Origin of the sequence: Streptomyces sp. NPDC014870 (assembly GCF_043081505.1) — a bacterium.
In the GTDB taxonomy this organism is placed as follows: domain Bacteria; phylum Actinomycetota; class Actinomycetes; order Streptomycetales; family Streptomycetaceae; genus Streptomyces.
This window is the reverse complement of sequence record NZ_JBIBWQ010000001.1, coordinates 505,799-528,101: the sequence shown is the minus strand read 5'-3', so window position 1 is coordinate 528,101 and position 22,303 is coordinate 505,799. Positions and strand designations below refer to the sequence as shown.

The window sequence follows — 22,303 nt, the reverse complement described above, 5'->3', positions numbered from 1 at the left end:
CGTAGGAGAGTGGTCTCCGACATGGAAGAACGCACTTTTCAGTGACTGGGGAACCCGATGGTGACCAAGCAGCTCAGCGGCCTGCCGGAGGACGCGGACGTGACGCGCGCGGACTCGCTCGGGCGGGAGATCTTCTCCGACGTCGCCAACAAGTGGGCGCTCCTGATCATCGAGTGCCTGGGGGAGGACACCGTCCGTTTCAGCGCGCTGCGGGACGGCGTCGAGGGCATCAGCCACAAGATGCTCACGCAGAACCTGCGCATGCTGGAGCGCAACGGCCTGGTCGAGCGCACCGTGCACCCCACGGTCCCGCCACGCGTCGAGTACGCCCTCACCGAGCCGGGCCTCGCCCTCCGGGTCACCATCGAGGGCCTGTGCGGCTGGACCCGTACGTACCTCCCCGCCATCGAGGCCAGCAGGGCCGCCTTCGGGGCCCCGCCCGCCTGACGCGCGTGGCTCAGGCGGCGTCCGAGGAGCCCATGGCCTGCTCGGCGCCCTTGGCCATCTCCTCCTCCGAGACGTCCTCCACATGCGTGGCGACGCTCCAGCGGTGACCGAAGGGGTCCTCGAACTGGCCGATGCGGTCGCCGTAGAACTCGTTCGTGACCGGCTTCAGTTCCCTGGCACCGTGCGCGAGGGCCTTCGCGAAGACCGCGTCGACGTCCTCCACGTACAGGTGCAGGGTGAGGGGCGTGCCGCCCAGTGCCTTCGGCGACCGGAAGTCGATGTCCGGGTGCTCGTCCGCGAGCATGAGGAGCGAGTCGCCCACCTCCAACTCGGCATGGCCGATGGTGCCGCCGGGCGCCGGCATCCGCATCCGCTCGGTCGCGCCGAGCACGGTCACGTAGAAGTCGATCGCGGCCGCGGCGCCGTCGACACTGAGGTACGGCGTGAGGTTCGGGTATCCCTCGGGAACGGGCTTGACGCTCACTGGGCTTCGGCCTTCCGGGAACGGGGCGATCGCCGCCGACCGCCTTCTGCGACCACTGATATCCCGTACGGGCGGGCTGCCCGCCCCCGCCGCGCGGCAGGCGCCCGCCCGGATACCCCGAAGGGCGGCGGCCCGACCTTGTCCGTGGGGTGATCACGGGTTACGGTGCCCCGTCACGCAGGGGGATCTTGAAAGTGGGGGGTCGGGGGACATGGCCGACGACATCGACGGGCTGCCGAAGGGCGCGGGCGTGTGGGGGCAGGTCATCGCCGGGCTGTTGCTCGTACCCGCGCTCGGCGCGGGACTCTGGGCGCTCGGCGAGGTGACCGGGACCTCCGGTACCGGGGCCGGCGAGCGACGGCCCGCCGCGTGCTCGGACGGCGCCGACGACACGCCGCCGGTCGTGGGTCCGTCGAAAACGGCGGACGCGGCCGCCGAACGCCGTCTGACCGGGCAGCAGCTGTGCCTCGCGCTCAACCGCCCCGACCTCGCCCGTCTCCTCGGCACCCCCGAGGAGACGGCGACATCCGCGAGCGGCAGCGACGGCTCGCTCAAGCTGGCCGGCGGCAGCCTCGCGGACCTCTCCACTCCCATGTCCCAGGTCGAGTTCGAGACGTACACAGTCTCCCTGGCGGCCACCTACGACAGGCTCCCGGTGAAGGGCTCCGAGGCCGGGCTGCTCTGGGACGGCGCGCGGGCGCGGACCGTCCTCGGCCGCCCGGCGGTCGTGTACTCCGAGGCCACCGTCGCCGTCAGCTTCCGCCTCGACGGCAGCGACGCGTACACCGGGACCGGTGCCCCGGCCCGCGTCCTGTCCGTGGCCAAGGACGCCAGGGACAGCGGCGGCTCCTTCGAACTCGCGATCTGGCGCGAGGACGGGACCGCGCCGGACGACGCGGTCCTGCTCCGCGTGGCGGAGCAGGTGCTGCCGACGATCCCGGGCTGGTAGCCGCCGTCACCGCGCCTTCGGGTCCGACGCGGACGCACGGGCCGCGCGCGGCGCTCGGCCCACGGGCGCGGAGGCGAACAGGTTGAGGCCGAGCGTCCGGGACAGCCGGCGCGCCGCCCGCTGTCCGCGCACGCTGTTGCCCGCCGTGTCGAGAGGCGGGGAGAAGGAGGCCAGGGCGCACTTCCCCGGCGCCACCGCGACGATGCCGCCGGACACCCCGCTCTTGCCGGGCAGCCCGATGTCGTACAGCCAGTCGCCCGACCGTTCGTACAGCCCCGACGCGGCCATGGCGGCGAGCACCCGGCGGCAGGTCCCCGGCCGCACGACCTGGACGCCCGTGAGCGGGTTCATCCCGCCGTCGGCCAGCGTGGCGCCCATGACCGCGAGGTCCCGGGTGGTCACCGTCAGGGCGCACTGCCGGGTGTAGACGTCCGTGCTCTCCAGCGGATCGAAGGGCAGCCGGCCGTAGCTCTCCAGGAGCCGGGCGATGCCGCGGTTGCGCTGGTTCGTCGCCGCCTCGGACTCGTAGACGGCCACGTCGAGTTCGAGGCGCCGTCCGGCGAACGCCGACAGGCCGTCCTGGACGAACGTCCACTTGTCCGCCGCGCCGTCCCCGGGCACCAGGCCGGTGGTCACCAGCGCCCCGGCGTTGCACATCGGATTCATCGGGGAGCCGCCGTTCAGCTCGAGCGCCATGACCGAGTCGTAGGGCAGGCCCGTGTTGTTCACCCCGACGGCCTCCCAGGCGGCGCGATGGCCGAGCCGCTCGCAGACGAGCGCGAAGACGAAGACCTTGGAGATCGACTGGATGGAGAAGGACCGGTCGGCGCAGCCGACGGCGTGCACCCGTCCCCGGGTGTCCGCGAGGCTCAGGGCGAACCAGGAGCGGTCCGCCGCCGCGAGCGCCGGTACGTAGTCGGCGATGCGGCCCTCGTCCGAGGGGAGGTAGCGGGCGTGCGTCTCGCGCAGCAGCGCGTCCACCGCGCTCGCCTCGGGCAGCGAGCCGGTCGAGATCGCCCCCCGCCCCAGCTCGTCGCCGAACTCGGTGTCACCCCGCTCCAGCTCGGGCGGCACGGCCTGGCCGGGCGGGCCCTGCGGGTCGACCGGCCCGTCCCCCGGCTCGCTGGTGCGCATGGACGCCACTCTCCCCGCGCGCCCCGGCCCGCGCACGCTCGTGGGACCAGGCAGGTGAAGCGGGAGCGGGAGCGTCCCGCCCCTCCGCGCCGCTGATGCCCACCTCCAGATGCGGGCATATCGTGCGAAATGAACGCTGTGACGGCAAAGGAGACAGAGCATGTCCGAGCTCATCGTGATCGGATACGACGACACGGCCGTGGCGAAGAAGGCCTTCAAGGCGGTGCAGGAACTCCAGAAGGGCCATGTGGTCGACCTCAACGGGCTCGCGGTCGTCTCGGTCGACGAGGACGGGGAGACCCATGTCGACACCCCCGCCAAGAGCGAGAAGGTGGCTGTCTCGGCCACGGCCGGCGCCTTGTGGGGCATGGTCTTCGGTCTCGTCATCCTCACCCCGGCGATGGGCGTCGTCGGAGCGGCGGTGGGAGGCGTCATCGGCAAGCTGAGTCAGATGGGCATCGACAAGGACTTCCGGGAGAAGGTCGACTCGCTCCTCAAGCCCGGCTCCGCGGCCGTGGTGATCATGGCCTCGAAGGTCACCGAGGACAAGTTCGCCGCCGCCATGCAGCCCTTCGGCGGCACCCTTCTGAAGACCTCCCTGAGCGAGGCCGACGAGAAGGCGCTCGGCGAGCAGCTCGCCGGCGCGGAGTAGCCCCGGTCCCTGACGCCGGCGACAGGCGGTACGAGTCCGGGGCGGTACGGAGACTCTCCGTACCGCCCCGACTCCGTATCGCCCGGACCCGAATCGCCCCGACTCCGTATCGCCCCGACCCCTTACCGCCCCCGCCCCGCGTCAGTACCGCAGGACCGCCGCGATGCGTCGTGCGTCGGGCAGGGTGTCGTCGGGGACGAAGCGCACACCGGCCCCGGTGCCCAGGGCCTGCTCGACGACCTCGTCCACGATGTCGTCGCGCGCGTCGAGGTCGGCCGGCTCCGCGGGTTCGAGGTGGTCGCCGTAGTCGCGCACGACCGCCCGGTAGTGCTCCTCGACGGCGAGGAGCCGGACCCGGCCCTCCTTCACGGCCTCCCAGACCTCGTCGAGGCCGCCCGCGAACTCGCGCCGGCCCTGCGCGGCGTCCAGCTCGGAGACGACGGCAGCCGTGTCGGCCGCCTCGCGCGCCGCCCGCAGGGGCTGGAGCGTCCGCCAGACCTCTGCCGCCGGCCCTGCGGCGAGACCACCGGCCGGGACAGCCGTGACGTCCTTGCCCAGTGCGCCCAGCTCCTCCAGGAGGGAGAGCGCGGGAGCGTCCCCGACCAGGTACAGCGGCCGGGGGGACGAGCTCAGCACGACGCGCATCGCCTCGTGCGCCTCCCGCAGGAACTGGCGGGTCTGCTCGTCCCTGAAGGTGCTCGGCAGGTCGCCGATCTGCTCCTTGCGCTCGGCGTCCGGGTCCTCCAGGCTCCGCGTCAGCGGAAACCCGCCCTCCGCGCTCTCGGTGACCCGCTCGGCCTCGCCGTCCCAGAGGGAGACCCGGTCGGCCGCCACCGCCAGCGCCCAGAAGGGCTGCTCGGCGGCCTGGGCTGCCACCAGGTTGCGGGTGAGGAAGGTGTCGCCGAGGACGACCCGCTCGGGCACCGCGCGGGCCACGGACCAGACGTGGTGCTCGCCGGGGGCCGCGTAGACCACGAGGCCGTCCTCGGCGTGGGCGAGGTCGACCTCGCCGAGGGCCAGCTCCAGCTGGCTCAGCACGTCCAGCCGCCGCTCGCGGGTCACCGCGGGGTCCTGCTCCAGGGCCTCCCCGGCCCGGGCCACGAGGTTGCGGAGCCGCACGGGGTCCTGAGTGTTGTCGGGCTCCCTGCGGTGTGTCGGCATGAGCAGCGACACGGCCGGATACGGGCGGGGCTGACGCAGCTTGGCGAGCAGTTCGGTGCTGAGCGCGGGGTGCATGAGAACCGGCCTTTCGGGTCGATCGCGGGAGTGCGGCGGTCGCGCGCGGGAGAAGCTTGGTTGATCCTTGAGGAACGATATGTCCGAGTTCGCGAGAAGGCGCGTCGCGACCCCGCCGCGTGGGTCCGCCATCCGTTCGGTCCTGCCGGACCGCGGGGGCGGCCGTACGGCACGAGGCTGGGCCCGACCCCTCCGGAAGGAGCGTGAACGGCGTGGCCCGGAACCGCCGTCTGATCCTCAGCTCACCGCCCGAGGTCTGGCGTCTGCTCTCCGACGGCCACCGCTACGGAGAGTGGGTGACGGGCACGCAGGAGATCCTCTCGGCGGACCCGCACTGGCCGGCCGTGGGTGCCCGGCTGAAGGTCCGCGTCGGCGCCGGCCCGCTGACCCTCGACGACACCTGCGTCGTCCGCGTCTGCGAACCGGAGCGCCGGCTGGAACTGGAGGCGAAGGCCGATCCCTTCGGCGCGGCCCGGATCGCCATGAACCTGAAGGCCTGGGGCGAGAACACCCTCTTCACCCTCGACTGGCACCCCCTCCGAGGGCCCGGCACCCGGATGCACGGCCTCCCGGTGGACTACGTCATGGCCGTACGCAACGGCATGATGCTGACGAAGCTGGCCCGAATCGCGGTACGGGAACACACCGTCGCGAGCCGGGCCGGCGAAAGGGCGGAAGCATGAGCGCCAACCCGGAGGAGCGGGAACGGACCGAGGCGAGGGTGGGCCCGGAGCCCACCGCGGAGCCGGAGTACGCGCCCTATCACCACCCGGCCGCCGGCTGGGGCGCCGCCAACAGCGTGACCCGGTTCATGATGCGCGAGGGCGCGCTCGTGGACGGGCCGCGGGCGATCATGCGGATGAACCACGAGAACACCGGGTTCGACTGCCCCGGCTGCGCCTGGCCCGACGACACCAAGGGCCTGCACCTGGACATCTGCGAGAACGGCATCAAGCACGTCACCTGGGAGATGACCCGCAAGCGGGTCGACCGCGCGTTCTTCGCCGCCCACTCGGTGACCGAGCTGGCCGGCTGGAGCGACTACGAGCTGGAGAACCAGGGCCGGCTGACCGAACCGATGGTCTACGACCCCGACACGGACCTCTACACGCCGATCAGCTGGAAGGACGCCTTCGAGCTCGTCGGACGCACCCTGCGCGCACTGGACTCCCCGCACCGGGCCGCGTACTACACCTCCGGCCGGCTCGGGAACGAGGCCACCTTCCTCTACCAGCTCATGGCCAGGGAACTGGGCACGAACAACCTGCCCGACTGCTCCAACATGTGCCACGAGGCCAGCGGCCGGGCCCTCACGGCGTCCCTGGGCACCGGAAAGGGGACCGTCGACCTCAAGGACTGGGAGACGACCGACGCCCTGTTCATCCTCGGCGTCAACGCCGCCTCCAACGCGCCCCGGATGCTGACCGCCCTCGCGGAGGCGTACCACCGGGGCGCCCAGGTCGTGCACATCAACCCGCTCGTGGAGGCGGCCGCCACCCGCACGATCATTCCGCACGACTTCAAGGACATGGCCACCTTCCACGCGACCCGGACGAGCACGCTCAACCTCCAGCCGCGCATCGGCGGCGACATGGCGCTCGTACGAGGCATGGCCAAGGCGATCCTGGAGCAGTCCTCCGCCGACCCCAAGGCGCTGGACCGGGAGTTTATCGAACGTCACACCGCCGGGTTCGAGGAGTACCGCGCCCTGTGCGAGGCCACGTCCTGGGAGGACCTGGAGCACCAGTCGGGGATCGGCCGCGCCGACATCCTCGAGGCGGCCCGCGTCTACCGCGAGGCGGACCGCTCCATCGTCAGCTGGTGCCTCGGCGTCACCCAGCACGAACACGGCGTCGACACCGTACGGGAGATCGTCAACCTCCTGCTCCTGCGCGGCAATCTGGGCCGCGAGGGCGCCGGACCCTCCCCGGTGCGCGGCCACAGCAACGTCCAGGGCAACCGCACCTGCGGGATCGACCACCGGCCCGGCACGGAGTTCCTCGACCGGCTCGCGGAGGTCTGCGGGATCGAACCGCCGCGCGAGCACGGCCTCGACACGGTCCGCACCATCGAGGCGATGCTCCGCGGCGAGGTGAAGGTCTTCGTCGGCATGGGCGGCAACTTCGCCCTCGCGGCGCCCGACACCCCCGTCACGTACGAGGCGTTGCGCGCCTGCGAACTCACCGTCCAGGTGAGCACCAAGCTGAACCGCAGCCATGTCGTCCACGGCCGGCAGGCGCTGATCCTGCCCTGCCTCGGCCGCACCGAGAAGGATCACCAGCGCACGGGCCCGCAGAGCACCTCCGTCGAGGACTCGATGAGCATGGTGCACCTGTCCGCGGGCATGAAGCGCCCGGCCTCCCCGCACCTGCTCTCCGAGCCCGCGATCGTCGCGGGCATGGCCCGCGCGGCCCTCCCGGACAGCGAGACGCCGTGGGAGTGGTACATCGAGGACTACGACCGCATCCGCGACACGATGGCCCGCGCGCTCGACGGCTTCGAGGACTTCAACCGCCGCGTACGGCTGCCGCTCGGCTTCCGCATCAAGCAGCCCGCGCGCGAACTCGTCTTCCTCACCCCGTCCGGGCGCGCGGAGTTCTCCACCGCCGAACTCCCCGACGTCGTCCCGGCCCCCGGCACCCTCGCCCTGGGCACGATGCGCTCCCACGACCAGTGGAACACCACGATCTACTCCGACAACGACCGCTACCGAGGGATCAAGAACCTGCGCACGCTGGTCTTCATGAACGAGGACGACATGCGTGAACGAGGGATCGCGAAGTTCGACCCCGTCGACATCACCAGCACGGCCAGGGACGGCAGTACCCGCCGTCTGCCCGGCTATCTCGCGATCCCGTACGACATCCCGCGCGGCTGCGCGGCCGGATACATGCCCGAGATGAACGTCCTGTGCGCGCTCGGCGACTACAGCACCCAGAGCGACCAGCCGATCATGAAGCATGTCCGGGTGACCATCGACCCGGCCGCCTGACCGCGCGGCCCCGCCGGGCCGCGACCGCCGCCACCACGCCCTTGTCCCACCACGCCCTGTCCACCCGTCACGTCCGCCGGGAGCCCCATGCCCACCCCGCAGCCCGTCGTCGCACCGCCCTCCAGGGCCGCCGTGTTCCTGGTGGCCACGGTGAACCCCGGCGGGGAGACCGCCGTACGCGAGACGCTCGCCGATCTGGCGGGTCTGACGCGGTCCGTGGCCTTCCGTGCCCCGGACGACCGGCTCAGCTGCGTCGTCGGCATCGGCTCGGCGGGATGGGACCGGCTCGTCGGTGGACCCCGCCCCCGCGAACTGCACCCCTTCCCGCCGCTCACCGGCCCCCGGCACCGGGCCCCCGCCACCCCCGGCGACCTCCTCTTCCACCTGCGCGCCCGGCGCATGGACCTCTGCTTCGAACTCGCCCGGCTCCTCGTCGACGTCCTCGGGCCCGCCGTGACCGTCGTCGACGAGACCCATGGCTTCACGTACTTCGACGAGCGCGACCTCCTCGGCTTCGTCGACGGCAGCGAGAACCCCGAGGGCGAGGCGGCGGCCGAGGCCGTCCTCGTCACCGCCGCCGAGGACGATCCGCCCTTCCACGGCGGCAGTTACGTCGTCGTCCAGAAGTACGTCCACGACATGACGGCCTGGCAGGCGCTCACCGTCGAGCAGCAGGAGCATGTGATCGGCCGTACGAAGGACGCCAACGTCGAACTCCCCGACGACGTCAAGCCGGCCGACTCGCACGTGGCGCTCAACACGATCGTCGACGAGGACGGCACCGAGCGGCAGATCCTGCGCGAGAACATGCCCTTCGGCACCATCGGCCGCGGCGAGTTCGGCACGTACTTCATCGGCTACGCCCGGACCCCCGAGGTGACCGAGCGGATGCTGCGCAACATGTTCCTCGGCGACCCGCCCGGCCGCACCGACCGGATCCTCGACTTCTCCACGGCCGTCACCGGCGGCCTCTTCTTCGTCCCCAGTGCCGACCTCCTCGACGACCTCCCCGCACCGCCCGCCGCCGAAGCCGCCGTCCAGCGGGACGACTCCCTGCGCATCGGCAGCCTCAAAGGAGCCCGAGCGTCATGACGATCCCCGCCGCCACCGGCAACCTGCACCGCCAACTCGCCCCGATCACCCCCGCCGCCTGGGCCGAGATCGAGGAGGAGGCCGCCCGCACCTTCCGGCGGCACGTCGCCGGACGCCGGGTCGTCGACGTGCCCGAACCGGGCGGGCCCGGACTCGCCGCCGCCGGCACCGGGCACCTCGCCACCATCGACCCGCCCGCCCCCGGCGTCACCGCCCGGCTGCGCGAGGCCCGGCCTCTGGTCGAACTCCGCGTCCCGTTCACCGTGAGCCGCTCCGCCGTCGACGACGTCGAGCGCGGCTCGCACGACTCCGACTGGCAGCCGGTCAAGGACGCGGCACGCGCCATGGCGTTCGCCGAGGACCGCGCCGTCTTCGAGGGCTACGCGGCAGCGGGCATCGAAGGGCTCCGGGCCCGCTCCTCCAACCCGGAGCTGAGCCTGCCGCCCGAGCCACGCGACTACCCCGACGCGATCAGCCGCGCCCTGACCGCGCTGCGCCTGGCCGGGGTCGACGGTCCGTACGCGCTGCTGCTCGGCGCCGACGCGTACACGGCGGTCAGCGAGACCTCCGACCACGGCTATCCGATCGCGGCGCACCTCGGCCGCATCCTCGGCGGCGACCCGATCTGGGCCCCCGCGCTGACCGGTGCGTTCGTCCTCTCCACCCGGGGCGGGGACTTCGAGCTGCTGCTCGGCCAGGACCTGGCGATCGGCTACACCGGGCACGACGCCAAGGGGATCGAGCTGTACTTCCAGGAGACGCTGACGTTCCTGACGTACACCGACGAGGCGGTCGTCTTCCTGACGCGCTGATCGGCGGTCGGGGCCGCCGGCTCAGCCGAGGGAGACCACGGTCGCGCTCGTGTCCCCGTCGGGGGTGCGATAGGTCACGGTGTCCCCGGCGCGGTGCCCGAGCAGCGCCTTCCCGAGCGGGCTGTCGGCCGTGACCAGGGTCCGGTCCAACTCCTCGGCGACCTCGCCGACCTGGAGCGTCGACTCCGCACCGTCCGCGAACCGTACGGTGACGGTGCTGCCGACGCCGACCACGTCCGTGGACGGCGGCCCCGCCACCGAAGCCTCCCGGATCCGCCCCTCGATCTCCTCGATGCGCCGGTCCAGGCGCGCGACGTCCGAGGCGCGCTGCAACTCGTCGGCCTCGTCCGCCCGGTCGCCGACCGGGTCCTCGCTCCGCAGCGTCGCGGCCACCTTCGCCCGCTCGGCGCGCAGCTCGTCGAGGTCCTTCTGGAGCGCCCGCAGAGCCTCGGCGCTGATGGGTTCGGGTCCACCGGTCATGGGTCCATTACCCCACCGGCGGGGAACACCGGCAAATCGCGCATCACGCGGTTACGGTAACGAACCATGACACGGTGGTTGCCCCAGTCCGCGGTCGCCCGGCTCGCCCTCTCGGTCGTCGCCGGTGCGGCGGTCGCGGCGCTGGTCGCCGTCCTCGCCGACCCGCCGCTCGGGACGCTGGCCGGTATCGCCGCGACGGAGGCGGTGTTCGTCGTGACGGGCTGGCTCGTCCTCTGGCCGATGGACGCCGCCACCACCCGGCGCGACGCCCGACGGGAGGACTTCCGGCCGGCGGTCGACGAGCTCGTCATCGTCGCCGTCGCGCTGTGCGGGCTCGCCAGCATCGTCGTCCTGCTGCTGCGCGGCGGCACCGACACCGGCCACGCCGCCGCCGCGACCGCGCTCAGCGGGGTGTTCATGGCGTGGGCCGCGCTCCACCTGATGTACGCCACGCGGTACGCCTACCTCTACTGCGGGACGTCCGAGGGCGGGATCGACTTCAACTCCGAGGAGCCGCCCGCGTACCGCGACTTCCTCTACTTCAGCTACAACCTGGGCATGACCTACCAGGTCTCCGACACCGACGTGTCCGACCGGCGGATCCGCGCGGTGGTGCTGCGCCACTCCCTGCTGTCGTACGTCTTCGGCACCAGCATCCTCGCCACCGCCATCAACCTCGTCGTCGGCCTCGTCACGGGCTGACCCACCGGCCGACTCATGGATCGCCCGGGACCCGTTCGAGCGCGGCGGCCACATCGGTCTCCCGGGCCACGGCGGTCAGGGCGCGGGCCATGACGGAGCCCGGCTCCCGGGCGTGGACCACGAGGCCCACCGGCACGGTCCGTTCCGGTCCGACCAGCGGCACCGCGCGCATCCCGTGCGGCACGCCGAAGACATGGAGCCAGGTGTGCGGCACGACGCTGGCCCAGCGGCCCGTGCGGACATGGGAGAAGAGGGCGCCCACCGAATCGGTCTCGACCCGGGGCGAGGGCCGCACCCCGGCCTCCTCGAACACCTCGTCCAGCACCCGGCGGCCCTGCATCGCTCCGCTCAGCAGACAGAGCGGCAGCCGTGACGCCTCGGCCCAGGTCGCCGTCGCGCCCCGCGCGGTCCGATCCGCCACGCCGGTGAGCAGCACGTACCGCTCCTCGTACAGCGGGAGGGCCGAGAAGCCCTCCGGAAGCTGCCCGTCCAGATACAGCAGCCCTGCGTCGATCTCGAAGTCCCGCAGCCGGCGGAGGATCTCCTCCGACCGCAGGTCTGCCAGGACCTCGACGGTCACCAGCGGGTGCGCGGCGCAGAGGGGAGCGGTGAGCAGGGAGACGGCGCCCGACGCGTTCGGGACCGTGCCGATCCGGATCCGGCCGCTGAGGCCGGTGCGCAGCGCGCCGATCTCGTCCTTGAGCGCGTCGCGGTCGGCCAGGATCCGCTGCGCCCACACCACGATCCGCTCACCCTCGGGCGTCAGCCCCTCGTAGCTGCGGCCGCGCCGGACGAGTGGCACGTCCAGCTCCTCCTCCAGCTTCCGGACGGCCTCCGAAAGCGCGGGCTGGGAGACGTAGCAGGACTGCGCGGCCCGGGCGAAGTGACGCTCACGGGCCAGGGCGACGAGGTACTCGAGTTGACGGAACAGCACGTCACGGGTCTACCCGACCGTCCACGGCCACGCCAATCGGCCCCCGCCCGACCGGCGCCCGCCCTCATGCTCGGGGCAGGTTCCGGCGGCTGAACCGCGCCGTGACCGTCAGGCAGAGCAGGCCGCCGGCGGCGAGGCCCGCGAGCAGGGCCGAGTAGGGCGCGGCCCCGGCGGTGACGGCGAGCAGCAGCGGAGTGAGGAAGCCGCTGTAGGCCGCGCCCTGGTGGACGAAGGCCGTCGACGGCCGCGCGGCGGGCGGCGCGAGCCGTTCGACCTCCCGCAGCCCCGACGCCAGGGTCAGGCCGTAGCCGCCGCCCAGAAGGACCGCTGCGAGCACGACCAGAACGACCGAGTCCCCGTACGCGGCGCACGCGCCGACCAGGAGCCCGCCGATCACGGTCACCATCGCCACGAGCGTCGCCCGCGCGCTGTGCGCGTGGTCGAGCCGGTCGGCCAGCGGCCGCACCGCGAGGCCCACGGCGAACGTCAGCGCCGCGACAAGCCCGCTGAACACCGGTTCGTAACCGGGTACCCGGTCGGCCACCAGGGGCGGGAGGACGACGTACGCGACGGTGGAGGCGCCGAACACCGCGGGGCTCGCCGGAAGCACCACCCAGAGGAAGCGGGGGTGCGCGAGCAGGGCCCGGCCCGAGGCCGTGAACCGAGGCTCCGCAGCGGCGGTGACCGCCGTCGGCGCGGCCCCGGGAACCCGTGCGGTCGCGCCAAGGGCCAGCAGGGCCACGGCGGCGTGGACGAGACCGGGCAGCACCGTCGGCCCCGGCAGCCACTCGGCCAGCGAGCCCGCCGTGAGCGCCCCCGCGGCGAAGCCGCCGCCGGTGGCGTACGCGGCGCGGACCGCCCCGGCGTCGGGCCGGCCGGCGCCGGCGGACAGCTCCCGCAGCCACGCGGTGCCCGCCGTCAGCACAAGACCGGCCGCGAGCCCCGTGGCGATGCGGCTGACGTACACGGCCGCCTGGGACACGGCCGCCCCGGCGAGGACGACGCTGGCGGCGGCGGACAGGGCCAGCGCGGACCGCACCACGCGCCGCCGCCCGGCCCGGCGCGCGGCCGGGCCGCCGAGCAGCAGACCGGGCAGGAGCCCGAGGAGGTACGTGGTGAACATGGCGGCGACCGGGACGGCGGGCCACCGCTCCTGCGTCCGGTACACCACCGAGAGCGGGGCGAACTGGTTCGCGCCCCACCCGGCGACGAACAGCGCAGCCGCCACCGGAATCCAGCCGCGCACGGCGCGGGAAACGGGCATGGCGGAAGACGCCTTTCTGTGTCGGGGGGGTCGCAAATGAGCCTCCGACAAATTCCCCGGGCGCGTCAAAGAGGGCTTTCCGATGACGTGATAGGCGCCGCTTGTCACCGCACGTGCCTGCGACGACGGCCCCGGGCACGCCTGCCGCCGCGTGTTCCGTGCACACCCGACCACTCCGTGCTACAGTCGAGATCAGTTGCAGTTGTGGTTCCCATAAACTTCAAGTGCCTTTGGCGAATTCAATTCGCCGGGCACTTTTTGTATTTTCGGCGCTGTTTCCGGACGGGGCAATCATCACGGCGACGCCGGGATGCGCACAGTGCGCACCCCGGGTAGTGCCTCGAAGGAGATATGACATGGCTACTGGCACCGTGAAGTGGTTCAACTCGGAAAAGGGCTTCGGCTTCATCGAGCAGGAGGGTGGCGGCCCGGACGTGTTCGCCCACTACTCCAACATCGCGACCTCCGGGTTCCGTGAGCTCCAGGAGGGCCAGAAGGTGACCTTCGACGTCACCCAGGGTCAGAAGGGCCCGCAGGCGGAGAACATCCTCCCCGCCTGACGCCGAGCCTTCCGACGCAGCTGGGGTCCCCACCCACCGGGTGAGGACCCCAGCTCGTCGCGTGTTCCGGACGAGGTCATCTCTCATGAACGCTTTCGCATCGCAGGACCCCCGCACCCCCGCGCTTCCCCCGGTCGCCGCCTTCGACGAGCTGGATCTGCCCGTCGCGGTACGGGAGCTGCTCACCGAACTCGGTGTCGCCACGCCCTTCCCGATCCAGGCCGCGACGCTGCCGAACGCCCTCGCGGGACGCGACGTCCTCGGGCGCGCGCGCACCGGATCGGGCAAGACGCTCGCCTTCGGGCTGCCCCTGCTCGTGCGCACGGCGGGCCGCCGCGCCGAGTCGCGCGCGCCGCGCGCCCTGATCCTCGTCCCCACCCGTGAGCTGGCCCAGCAGGTCGCCGACGCCCTCCTGCCGTACGCCCGGGTCCTGAAGCTGCGCCTGACCACCGTCGTCGGCGGTCTCTCCATCGGCCGGCAGGCCGCCGCGCTGCGCGAGGGCGCCGAGGTCGTCGTGGCGACGCCCGGCCGTCTGAACGACCTCGTCGCGCGCAAGGACTGCCGCCTGGACCGGGTGGACATCACCGTCCTCGACGAGGCCGACCAGATGGCCGACCTGGGCTTCCTGGACCAGGTCACGGAGATCCTCGACCTGGTGCGCCCCGACGGCCAGCGCATGCTGTTCTCCGCCACCCTCGACTCGGACGTCGACCAGCTCGTCGAGCGCTATCTGGACGACCCCGTCAGGCTCTCGGTCGACCCGTCCGCCGCCGCCGTCGCCACGATGGAGCACCACGTCCTGCAGGTGCACGGCGCTGACAGGTTCGCCACCGCCACGGAGATCGCCGCCCGCGACGGGCGCGTGATCATGTTCCTGGCCACCAAGGCCGCCGTCGACCGCTTCACCGCTCATCTGCGCGGCAGCGGCGTCCGCGCGGAGGCGCTGCACGGCGGCAAGTCGCAGCCGCTGCGCAACCGCACCCTGGAACGGTTCAGGAGCGGCGAGATCACGGTCCTGGTGGCCACCGACGTGGCCGCGCGCGGCATCCACGTCGACCAGGTGGACCTCGTCGTCAACGTCGACCCGCCCGCCGACCCCAAGGACTACCTGCACCGCGGCGGCCGGACCGCCCGCGCCGGCGAGTCCGGCAGCGTCGTCACCCTGGTCGTGCCGGACCAGCGCAAGGACGTCGTCCGGCTCCTGGGCGACGCGGGGATCCGGGTCCGGGTGACCCAGGTCCGTTCCGGCGAGGCCGAGTTGACCCGTATCACCGGCGCCAGGAAGCCCTCCGGAGTGCCCGTCGAGGGCAGCGCGCCGAGCACCGAGGGCGCCAAGCGGGGCGGCGCCGCCTTCCGGGGGATGGGCACGGTCCCGGGCAAGCCCGGCCGCGCCAAGAACGAGTCACGGCGCGCCGCCGAGGCCCGCAAGACGGCCGAGGCCCGCCAGGCCGCCCGGATCCGCAAGGGCCGCTAGGGGCCCCAGGGCCTGTGGTGTGGCCTACCCGCATCGGTACGTGAAGCGGGTCTCGGCGGTGTGCCGGGTGGGGGAGACGACGACGAGCCGGGCCGTCGCGCGGTGTTCGCCGGGGCCGTGGAACGTCCAGAGCAGATGCAGGCGCGCCTGCGTCTGATGCCGGGCGAGCCGTTCCTCCAGCAGCCCGGACGCGGTGCCGTCGCTCCGCTCCCAGCGGTACGTGACGGTGCCGGGCCGCCCGTCGGTCTCCAGGACGGCCACGATGTCGGCGGTGCCGTCGCAGCCGGGCGGTCGTGCGGGGGCGGCGACGGTCACGCCGCGTACCGCGACCTCGGGTCCGAGCCGCTGCCAGGCCAGAAAGGCCAGGACGGCCAGCAGGACCACGGCGGGCAGGGCGTAGCGGCGCAGTGCGCGGCGGCGGCGCGGCAGGGTCTCGGGCGGAGCCGCGTGCCAGAGCTGCGCGGTGGTCGGTCCGCCGGCCAGGCGATGGCCGACCGCCGGGGTGACCCCGGGGCCGAAGCGGAGGACCTCGCCCTCCACCCGGTCCGGCGGCACGTCCTGCGCCGGCCCTTCGAACCAGTGACTGCCGAGGACCGTGGCGCTGTAGTCGTCGTTCGTGTCGCGCTCGCTCATGAGACCGTGCACCGCCTGGTGAGGATCTGTCGGGTGGAACCGCCGCTCGCGGCGGTCGGGGCCGTGGTCGCCCGGACACCCCAGTAGCAGCCGCTGCCCCGGAAGCTGTGCGTCAGCGTGATCGTGTACCGCGTCGCCCCGCTCCGCTCCACGCGCGCGGAGCCGTCGGACACCTCGCCCTTGCCGTCGGTCGTGAACCAGGAGAGGTCGAGAACCACGGGCCCTGTCCCGTCCGCCACGATCTCGAACGAGGCCTCCGCCGTGCTCGATCCCGTCTGCCGCAGCCCCGTGACGGCGACCGACTTCACGCCGACCGGACGCGTCGTGGGCGGTGTCGTCGGTGGCGTGGTGGGCGGTGTGGTCGGCGGTGTGGTCGGCGGGTCCGTGGTCGGCGGGGTGGCCGTCGGGGTGAGCGCGGGTGTGGGCACGAGCGTGGGCGTCGTCGTCGGCGGAGTGCTCGACGGGGTCGCCTCCTCGGACGCCGAAGGCGTGGCCTCGGGGGACGGCGTGCTCGTGGGCGACGCGGCCGTCGGGGGCACCGAGGCGGTCGGCACCGTGCTCGTCGTGGCGAAGGACTCCGCCGTCGAACCGCCTCCGTCGTCACCGGCCCGGGCGGCGACGGCCGCCAGCAGGGCGAGGATCAGCGCGGTCACCCCGGCCGGGACGACGACCTCCGGCCACAGTCGGCGTCCGCGCCCCGCGGGCCGCGGCAGGGTGGTGGTGGCCAGTGCGGTCGTGCCGGTGGCCGGCTCCCCGCCGGCGGAGGGGAAGAGCAGGGGGAGGAGGGCGGCCAGCGCGGCGAGCCTGCCCCGCCCGCGCTCCTCCCAGTCCTCGCCGTAGGCGGCCGTGGCGACCGATTCGAGCTCCGCCACGAAGGCCGTCGCGTGCTCGGGGCGCTGCCCCGGGACCTTCGCAAGGCCGCGCCGGATCAGCGGGCGGAGCGGTTCCGGGACCTCGGCGTCCGGTACGGGCGCGTCGAGGTGCTGGAGCGCCAGCTCGGCGATGTTCTGTCCGGTGAACGGCTTGCGTCCGGTCAGGCACTCGAAGAACGTCGCGGTCGCCGCGTACACGTCGGCGGCCGGGGACGCGGGCTCGCCGTTCCACTGCTCGGGCGCCATGTACGCGGGGGTGCCCGCCACTCCCGGCTTGCTGCCGCGGTCCGTGGCGATGCCGAAGTCCACGAGCGTGGACGAGCCGTCGACCGCGACCAGGACGTTCTCCGGCTTGTAGTCCCGGTGCACGACCCCCGCCCGGTGCGCGGCGGCCAGGCCGAGGAGCGAGCCCTTGAGCACCACGAGAGCCGCCTCGGGGCCGGTGGCGCCTTCCCGGGCGAGCAGCGCGCGCAGGGCGATCCCGTCGACCAGCTCCATGACGATCGCCGCACCCCGCGGCGACTCCACGTACTCGTAGAGCCGGACCACGTGCGGTGTGTCCAGTGCGGCGAGCAGCCGTGCCTCCGCCCGGAACCCCCGGACGAACGTGGCGTCCGTGCGCAGGCGTTCGCCGAGGTACTTGACGGCGACCGGTACACCGGTCGTGTCGTGGACGGCGAGCACCACCCGCCCGCTGGCGCCCGCGCCCAGCTCCCGGGACTCCGTGTACCCGGGCACCACCCATGCGTTCATTCCGCCCCCAGCCCCCAGTCCTCCTCTACGAGGACAGATTCCGGCCACGACCGGTTCCCGGCAAGAGCGCGCGCGGAGTGCGGGCGTGCGGTGCGGGCGGCGCGTGGACGCGTCGGCGATCCTACGGCCCCTTCGCGGGCGGCCCGTCAGACGGTGACGACCTCGACGCCCGCGTCGGTCAGCCGCCGCACCGCGTCGCCGGGCATGCCTGCGTCGGTGACGAGGACGTCGACGCGTTCGAGCCCGCAGATCCGGGCGAAGGCGCGCCGCCCCATCTTCGAGGAGTCGCCGGCCACGACGACCCGGCTCGCGCGCTCCGCGAACAGCCTGCTGATGCCGGCCTCGTCCTCGTGGTGGGCCATGATCCCGAGCTCCGGGTCGATGCCGTCGATGCCGAGGACCACGACGTCGAGGACCACCTCGTTGAGGACCCCGGCGGCCAGCGGTCCGACCAGTTCGTACGTCTGCGGACGGGCCACACCGCCCGACACGACGATCTTGATCTGCGGGCGGACGGCCAGTTCGCCGGCGATGTTGAGGGCGTTGGTGACCACGGTGAGCGCGGGCGCGGGCGGCGTGCCGGGGGACTCGGACCGTCCGCCGCCGAAGCGCAGGGCGAGCGCCCGGGCGACCTCGGTGGTGGTCGTCCCGCCGTTGAGGCCCACCACCTCGCCCTCGTGGACCAGTTCGGCGACGGCCGCGGCGATGCGCTGCTTCTCCGAGGCGTGCCGGGAGGACTTGTAGCGCAGCGGCAGCTCGTAGGAGACCCCGTGCGGGACGGCGCCGCCGCGGGTGCGGACCAGGAGCCGCTGCTCGGCGAGTTCGTCCAGGTCGCGGCGGATCGTGGCGGGGGAGACGTCGAGCGTCCCGGCGGCCTCCTCGACCTCCAGCCTGCCGGTCGCGGCGAGCAGTTCCAGGAGCGTGTTCCACCGCTCGTGCTTCGACATGATCGCGATCTTAGCGCCGCGCGGCGGTCGTGGGCCCTGGACCGTACGCCCCGGCTGATGGATACTACGCACCGTAGCTGTTGCTCGAAGATGCTCGAAAATAATCTGTTACGAGCAAGACTGAGCATCCTGTGTCTGTGAAGGAGTCGCACGTGCCCATCCCGGGACCCTCCCGCACCGCCGCCGAAATCGCCTCGCAACCGGCCTCCTGGCGCCGGGCCGCCGAGACCCTGCCCCAGCACCGCGCGGCGCTTCCGGTGCGCGGCGAGCGCGTCGCCGTCGTCGGCTGCGGCACCTCCTGGTTCATCGCCCAGGCCTACGCCCAGCTGCGGGAGAACGGCGGACACGGCGAGACCGACGCCTTCGCCGCCTCCGAATTCCCGCTCGGCCGCCGCTACGACCGGGTCCTCGCGATCACCCGCTCGGGCACCACGACCGAGGTGCTCGACCTGCTCCGCCGCGTCCAGGGCACCGTGGCCACCGGCGCCCTCACCGCCGACCCCGCGACCCCGGTCATGACGGCCGCCGACGCCGTCGCCATCCTCGACTTCGCCGACGAGGAGTCGGTGGTGCAGACCCGCTTCGCCACCACCGCCCTCGCCCTGCTCCGCGCCCACCTGGAGGCCGAGGACGCCCTCCCGGAGGGGGTCCGTACCGTCGAGCGGGCCGCCAAGGACGCCGAGCGGGCCGTCGCCGAGCCCCTCGGCGCCGAGGTCACCGGCGCGGAGCAGTACACCTTCCTCGGCACCGGCTGGACCTACGGTCTCGCCCTCGAAGCCGGCCTGAAGATGCGGGAGGCGGCCGGCGCCTGGACCGAGGGCTACCCGGCCATGGAGTACCGCCACGGCCCCATCAGCATCACCGCGCCCGGCCGCGTCGCCTGGTCCTTCGGCCCCGTCCCCGCGGGCCTCGCCGACGACGTCGCCCGGGTCGGCGGCACCCTCGTCGCCGACTCCGGCGACACCGAGGCGGAGCTCGACCCGATGGCCGACCTGATCCGCGTCCAGCGGCTCGCCGTGCTGCTCGCCGAGGCCCAGGGCCAGGACCCCGACCGGCCCCGGAACCTCACCCGGTCCGTCGTGCTCGCCCCTGCCGGGACGGAGGAGAGCTGATGCCCCTCACCCCCACCGGCGAGATCGTCCTCGGCGCCCGCGAACGCACCGCGGGCGCGGGGGCGTTCAACGTCATCCAGATCGAGCACGCGCAGGCCATCGTCGCAGGCGCGGAGGCCGCCGGGCTGCCCGTCGTCCTCCAGATCAGCGAGAACACCGTCCGCTACCACGGCTCCCTGGAGCCGATCGGACTCGCCACCCTCGCCATCGCCCGTCGCGCAGCCGTCCCCGTCGCCGTCCACCTCGATCACGCCGAGTCGCCCGAACTCGTCCACGAGGCCGTCGGCCTGGGCTTCCCCTCCGTCATGTTCGACGCCTCGACCCTCCCGTACGAGGAGAACGTCGCCGCCACCCGCGCCATGACGGAGCACTGCCACCGCCACGACGTCTGGCTGGAGGCCGAACTGGGGGAGGTGGGCGGCAAGGACGGCGCCCACGCGCCGGGCGTGCGCACCGACCCGGACGAGGCGCGCGCGTTCGCCGCCGCCACCGGCGTCGACGCCCTCGCCGTCGCCGTCGGCAGCTCCCACGCCATGCTCACCCGGGACGCCGTCCTCGACCTCGAACTCATCACCAGGCTCCGCGAGGCCGTCGACGTGCCCCTGGTCCTGCACGGCTCCTCCGGCGTCCCGGACGACGTGCTCGGCCAAGCGGTCCGGGCCGGCATGACGAAGGTGAACGTCGCCACCCACCTCAACAAGGCGTTCACCGGCGCCGTCCGGACCCACCTGGGCGAGAACGCCTCGACCGTCGACCCGCGCCGCTACCTCGGTCCGGCGCGCACGGCCGTCGCCGAGGCGGTCACCCACCTTCTTCAGGTGCTGGCGGCTGAGGCTCCGCTGGTTCGCACGTGACGCGGTCGCGCGGGGTGTAGTGCGTACGGAAGGTCTCCCGGCCGACCTCCGCCCCGCCGTCGCGGAAGACCCGGTCCACGGTGATGTCGAAGCCCTCCAGGGGGTCCTGCGGTTCGCACTTCGGGCCGGTGCCGGTCCGCTCGGCGGGCTCCGTGAGATTGGTGCGGGGGCCTTCCACGGCCTCGACCGCGTCGTACTTCTTCGTGCCGAGGAAACTGACCGTCACGGAGGAGTCCGTCGCGGTCGCCTTGATGTAGATCCAGGCGTCCGAGTTGTTGCGGAACTTCAGGTCGAGGGTGCCCCAGGCCACGGTCGCCTCCCGGCCCGGCGGGTACCGCTCGATGTAGAACGAGTGCGCGCCGTACTCGACCGGCTTGACCCCGGCGAAGAAGATGGCGTTGAAGACCGTCGTCGCGACGGCCGACACCCCGCCGCCCGGCGCCGAGTGGTACTGGCCGTCCAGGATCATCGTGCCGTCCACGAAACCGTTGGCCTTGGTGCGTTCTCCGACGGTCCGGTTGAAGCTCCACACCTCGCCGGGCTTCACCAGCGAGCCGTTGATCAGCTCGACCGCCCGGCCGATGTTGATCGTCCGGTAGGGCGCGGTGGGGAAGTTGACCGTGAAGCTCGACATCTGCTCCTTGATGCCCATCCGGGCCACCGACTCCCGGGTCAACACCGGCTGGATCAGCTCGGTGGCCACCGGTCCGGTCCGCGCGGCCTCACCGCGCTTCGGGAGCAGCGGCATCACCGCGTCGCCCAGGGCCTCCGCGGTCACCTCGTGGCCCGGCCTGCCGTCCGAGAGGACCACCACCCGGCCGTTCTCCACGCCGAGCCGTGCCTCCACCGGGCCGGTCGCGACCGCGTCGAGCGGGCGCGCCACCGCCGGGTCGCGGAGCAGCCCCTTCTCGTCGAGCGTCGGCACCAGCCGACCGTCGTCGTCGGCCTTCACCGTGAGATGCGCGCCCAGCGTGGTCGGCGTGATCCGGAGGCGCTCGCCGTCCACGGTCAGGGTGACCGGACCCGACATCGCGGGTGTCCCGAAGGTGTTGAGGAAGCCGGCCGTCTCGGCCTCGCCGACCTCGGGCGGGGACACGGCGGTCGGCAGCGGAACCGGATGCGGGGCCTCGGGCTCGGGGTAGTTGGAGCGCAGGGTGTCCACGGATCCGTCGACGTCCATCTTCTGGCCGTCCCTCGGCTGCACGGTCACCGCCTGACCGTTCTTGAAGGAGACGGCTCCCTCCACGGTCGTACGGTCATAGGTGCGGGCGGTCTCGACCATCGCCGCCCGCGCCTTGGTCTCGTCGAAGCGGACGACGGGCTCGACGTTCCGCTCGTCCGAGGAGAACAGCCGCCCGATCACCGTCACCGGATCGCGCGCCGGGTCGGCGGCCCTGTCGACGGTCTTCGCCACGTCGACGCTCAGCCCGGCCGTCGCGGGGACGACCGTTCCGGTGCTCCCGCCGATCCGCACCGGTATCGGCGCGGTCCAGGACGCGGGGGCCGCCGACGTCAGCTTCGCGCGCGCCTCCTCGCGGCTCATGCCGCCGATGTCCACCCCGTCGACCCGTGTGCCCTCGGATATCTCGTCCCCGGTCGCGATGAGCCCCGCCGCGTACAGTCCGCCGGCGGCCAGCAGTGCCACTCCGGCCGCCGTCACCGCGAGCCGGACGCGCCGTCCACGGGCGGACAGCGGCGTGGGGTCGTCCTCAGGACTGGAGCCGCGCACAGAGCCTCCCGGTGTGGGGGTACCGGCGATCTTCCCAGGACGTTACGCCAGGTGGGGGTACCGCGCACGCCGTGCGGCTCTGGCCTGCGCTGATGCCCGCCCCGCAGGAGCGGGCCGCTCCTCGTACGATGCGGCTGCCGAGATGCATCGGGTCCCCGGAGCCCGGAGAATGGGCACGGACAGGGTCCGTT

General features: G+C 73.0%; 22 protein-coding genes. 12 read left to right on the top strand and 10 right to left on the bottom strand.

Translation table 11 applies throughout. From position 1 onward, the window contains the following. Positions 1 to 57 precede the first annotated feature (57 nt). Positions 58 to 447 carry a winged helix-turn-helix transcriptional regulator gene (locus ACF09C_RS02250; RefSeq protein WP_392087663.1) on the top strand — a complete coding sequence of 130 codons (390 nt, stop codon included), beginning with the start codon at positions 58 to 60 and terminating at the stop codon, positions 445 to 447. Between the two features lie 10 nt (positions 448 to 457). On the opposite strand, the gene ACF09C_RS02245 is transcribed toward ACF09C_RS02250, so the two are convergent. Further along, the gene (locus tag ACF09C_RS02245; RefSeq protein WP_392087660.1) at positions 458 to 931 is read right to left on the bottom strand and encodes a VOC family protein; all 474 of its coding nucleotides are present in this window, start codon (positions 929 to 931) and stop codon (positions 458 to 460) included. A gap of 211 nt (positions 932 to 1,142) precedes the next feature. Between ACF09C_RS02245 and ACF09C_RS02240 the strand changes: the two genes are divergently transcribed. After that, on the top strand, positions 1,143 to 1,880 hold the full coding sequence (locus ACF09C_RS02240; protein ID WP_392087658.1) for a DUF6215 domain-containing protein: 738 nt from the start codon (positions 1,143 to 1,145) through the stop codon (positions 1,878 to 1,880). A gap of 6 nt (positions 1,881 to 1,886) precedes the next feature. Here ACF09C_RS02240 and glsA read toward each other — a convergent pair whose 3' ends face one another. Beyond that, a complete protein-coding gene (glsA, locus tag ACF09C_RS02235) occupies positions 1,887 to 3,014 on the bottom strand; it encodes a glutaminase A (RefSeq protein WP_392087655.1) in 1,128 nt (375 codons plus the stop codon). Between the two features lie 160 nt (positions 3,015 to 3,174). Between glsA and ACF09C_RS02230 the strand changes: the two genes are divergently transcribed. Beyond that, positions 3,175 to 3,666 carry a DUF1269 domain-containing protein gene (locus tag ACF09C_RS02230; protein ID WP_362417320.1) on the top strand — a complete coding sequence of 164 codons (492 nt, stop codon included), beginning with the start codon at positions 3,175 to 3,177 and terminating at the stop codon, positions 3,664 to 3,666. 141 nt (positions 3,667 to 3,807) lie between these two features. Here ACF09C_RS02230 and ACF09C_RS02225 read toward each other — a convergent pair whose 3' ends face one another. Next, positions 3,808 to 4,902 (bottom strand): chemotaxis protein, encoded by a 1,095-nt coding sequence (locus tag ACF09C_RS02225; RefSeq protein WP_392087653.1) that lies wholly within the window; start codon positions 4,900 to 4,902, stop codon positions 3,808 to 3,810. A gap of 212 nt (positions 4,903 to 5,114) precedes the next feature. Between ACF09C_RS02225 and ACF09C_RS02220 the strand changes: the two genes are divergently transcribed. The 4 genes from ACF09C_RS02220 (at position 5,115) to ACF09C_RS02205 (ending at position 9,798) form a co-directional block, all read left to right on the top strand. Continuing rightward, positions 5,115 to 5,585, top strand: coding sequence for an SRPBCC family protein (locus tag ACF09C_RS02220; protein ID WP_392087651.1), 471 nt, complete (start codon positions 5,115 to 5,117; stop codon positions 5,583 to 5,585). Beyond that, entirely contained in the window at positions 5,582 to 7,894 is a 2,313-nt protein-coding gene (locus tag ACF09C_RS02215; RefSeq protein ID WP_392087649.1) for an FdhF/YdeP family oxidoreductase, read from the top strand. Before ACF09C_RS02220 ends, ACF09C_RS02215 begins: the two co-directional genes overlap by 4 nt. 87 nt (positions 7,895 to 7,981) lie before the next feature. Continuing rightward, positions 7,982 to 8,986, top strand: a complete 1,005-nt coding sequence (locus ACF09C_RS02210; RefSeq protein WP_392087647.1) for a Dyp-type peroxidase — start codon at positions 7,982 to 7,984, stop codon at positions 8,984 to 8,986. Next, positions 8,983 to 9,798: a family 1 encapsulin nanocompartment shell protein gene (locus ACF09C_RS02205; protein WP_392087645.1), complete on the top strand. Its 816-nt coding sequence runs from the start codon at positions 8,983 to 8,985 to the stop codon at positions 9,796 to 9,798. Before ACF09C_RS02210 ends, ACF09C_RS02205 begins: the two co-directional genes overlap by 4 nt. Positions 9,799 to 9,819: 21 nt before the next feature. Here ACF09C_RS02205 and ACF09C_RS02200 read toward each other — a convergent pair whose 3' ends face one another. Continuing rightward, on the bottom strand, positions 9,820 to 10,278 hold the full coding sequence (locus ACF09C_RS02200; RefSeq protein ID WP_392087642.1) for a GreA/GreB family elongation factor: 459 nt from the start codon (positions 10,276 to 10,278) through the stop codon (positions 9,820 to 9,822). Between the two features lie 66 nt (positions 10,279 to 10,344). On the opposite strand from ACF09C_RS02200, the gene ACF09C_RS02195 reads away from it, so the two are divergent. Further along, positions 10,345 to 10,980: a DUF1345 domain-containing protein gene (locus tag ACF09C_RS02195; RefSeq protein ID WP_392087641.1), complete on the top strand. Its 636-nt coding sequence runs from the start codon at positions 10,345 to 10,347 to the stop codon at positions 10,978 to 10,980. A 13-nt stretch (positions 10,981 to 10,993) separates the two neighbouring features. Here ACF09C_RS02195 and ACF09C_RS02190 read toward each other — a convergent pair whose 3' ends face one another. Continuing rightward, positions 10,994 to 11,914, bottom strand: coding sequence for a LysR family transcriptional regulator (locus tag ACF09C_RS02190; protein WP_392087639.1), 921 nt, complete (start codon positions 11,912 to 11,914; stop codon positions 10,994 to 10,996). A gap of 64 nt (positions 11,915 to 11,978) precedes the next feature. Then, positions 11,979 to 13,178, bottom strand: a complete 1,200-nt coding sequence (locus tag ACF09C_RS02185) for an MFS transporter (RefSeq protein ID WP_392087636.1) — start codon at positions 13,176 to 13,178, stop codon at positions 11,979 to 11,981. Positions 13,179 to 13,534: 356 nt separating this feature from the next. Between ACF09C_RS02185 and ACF09C_RS02180 the strand changes: the two genes are divergently transcribed. Together ACF09C_RS02180 and ACF09C_RS02175 are read left to right on the top strand one after the other, a co-directional pair. Beyond that, entirely contained in the window at positions 13,535 to 13,738 is a 204-nt protein-coding gene (locus tag ACF09C_RS02180; RefSeq protein WP_033201600.1) for a cold-shock protein, read from the top strand. An 85-nt stretch (positions 13,739 to 13,823) separates the two neighbouring features. Continuing rightward, a complete protein-coding gene (locus ACF09C_RS02175; protein WP_392087633.1) occupies positions 13,824 to 15,212 on the top strand; it encodes a DEAD/DEAH box helicase in 1,389 nt (462 codons plus the stop codon). 24 nt (positions 15,213 to 15,236) lie between these two features. On the opposite strand, the gene ACF09C_RS02170 is transcribed toward ACF09C_RS02175, so the two are convergent. From ACF09C_RS02170 to ACF09C_RS02160, 3 genes are all read right to left on the bottom strand, one after another. Further along, positions 15,237 to 15,845, bottom strand: coding sequence for a hypothetical protein (locus tag ACF09C_RS02170; RefSeq protein ID WP_392087626.1), 609 nt, complete (start codon positions 15,843 to 15,845; stop codon positions 15,237 to 15,239). Continuing rightward, complete coding sequence (locus ACF09C_RS02165) at positions 15,842 to 17,470, bottom strand: serine/threonine-protein kinase (RefSeq protein ID WP_392087619.1); 1,629 nt, start codon at positions 17,468 to 17,470, stop codon at positions 15,842 to 15,844. The genes ACF09C_RS02170 and ACF09C_RS02165 overlap by 4 nt, the downstream gene beginning before the upstream one ends. 146 nt (positions 17,471 to 17,616) lie before the next feature. Continuing rightward, positions 17,617 to 18,417: a DeoR/GlpR family DNA-binding transcription regulator gene (locus ACF09C_RS02160; RefSeq protein WP_392087617.1), complete on the bottom strand. Its 801-nt coding sequence runs from the start codon at positions 18,415 to 18,417 to the stop codon at positions 17,617 to 17,619. Between the two features lie 152 nt (positions 18,418 to 18,569). Here ACF09C_RS02160 and ACF09C_RS02155 point away from each other — a divergent pair, with 152 nt between their 5' ends. Next, entirely contained in the window at positions 18,570 to 19,529 is a 960-nt protein-coding gene (locus ACF09C_RS02155; protein WP_392087615.1) for an SIS domain-containing protein, read from the top strand. Further along, complete coding sequence (locus ACF09C_RS02150) at positions 19,529 to 20,383, top strand: ketose-bisphosphate aldolase (RefSeq protein WP_392087613.1); 855 nt, start codon at positions 19,529 to 19,531, stop codon at positions 20,381 to 20,383. Before ACF09C_RS02155 ends, ACF09C_RS02150 begins: the two co-directional genes overlap by 1 nt. Here the strand turns inward: ACF09C_RS02150 and ACF09C_RS02145 are convergent. Continuing rightward, positions 20,331 to 22,112 carry a VanW family protein gene (locus ACF09C_RS02145; RefSeq protein WP_392087612.1) on the bottom strand — a complete coding sequence of 594 codons (1,782 nt, stop codon included), beginning with the start codon at positions 22,110 to 22,112 and terminating at the stop codon, positions 20,331 to 20,333. The two genes, ACF09C_RS02150 and ACF09C_RS02145, sit on opposite strands and share 53 nt — an antisense overlap. Positions 22,113 to 22,303 lie beyond the last annotated feature (191 nt).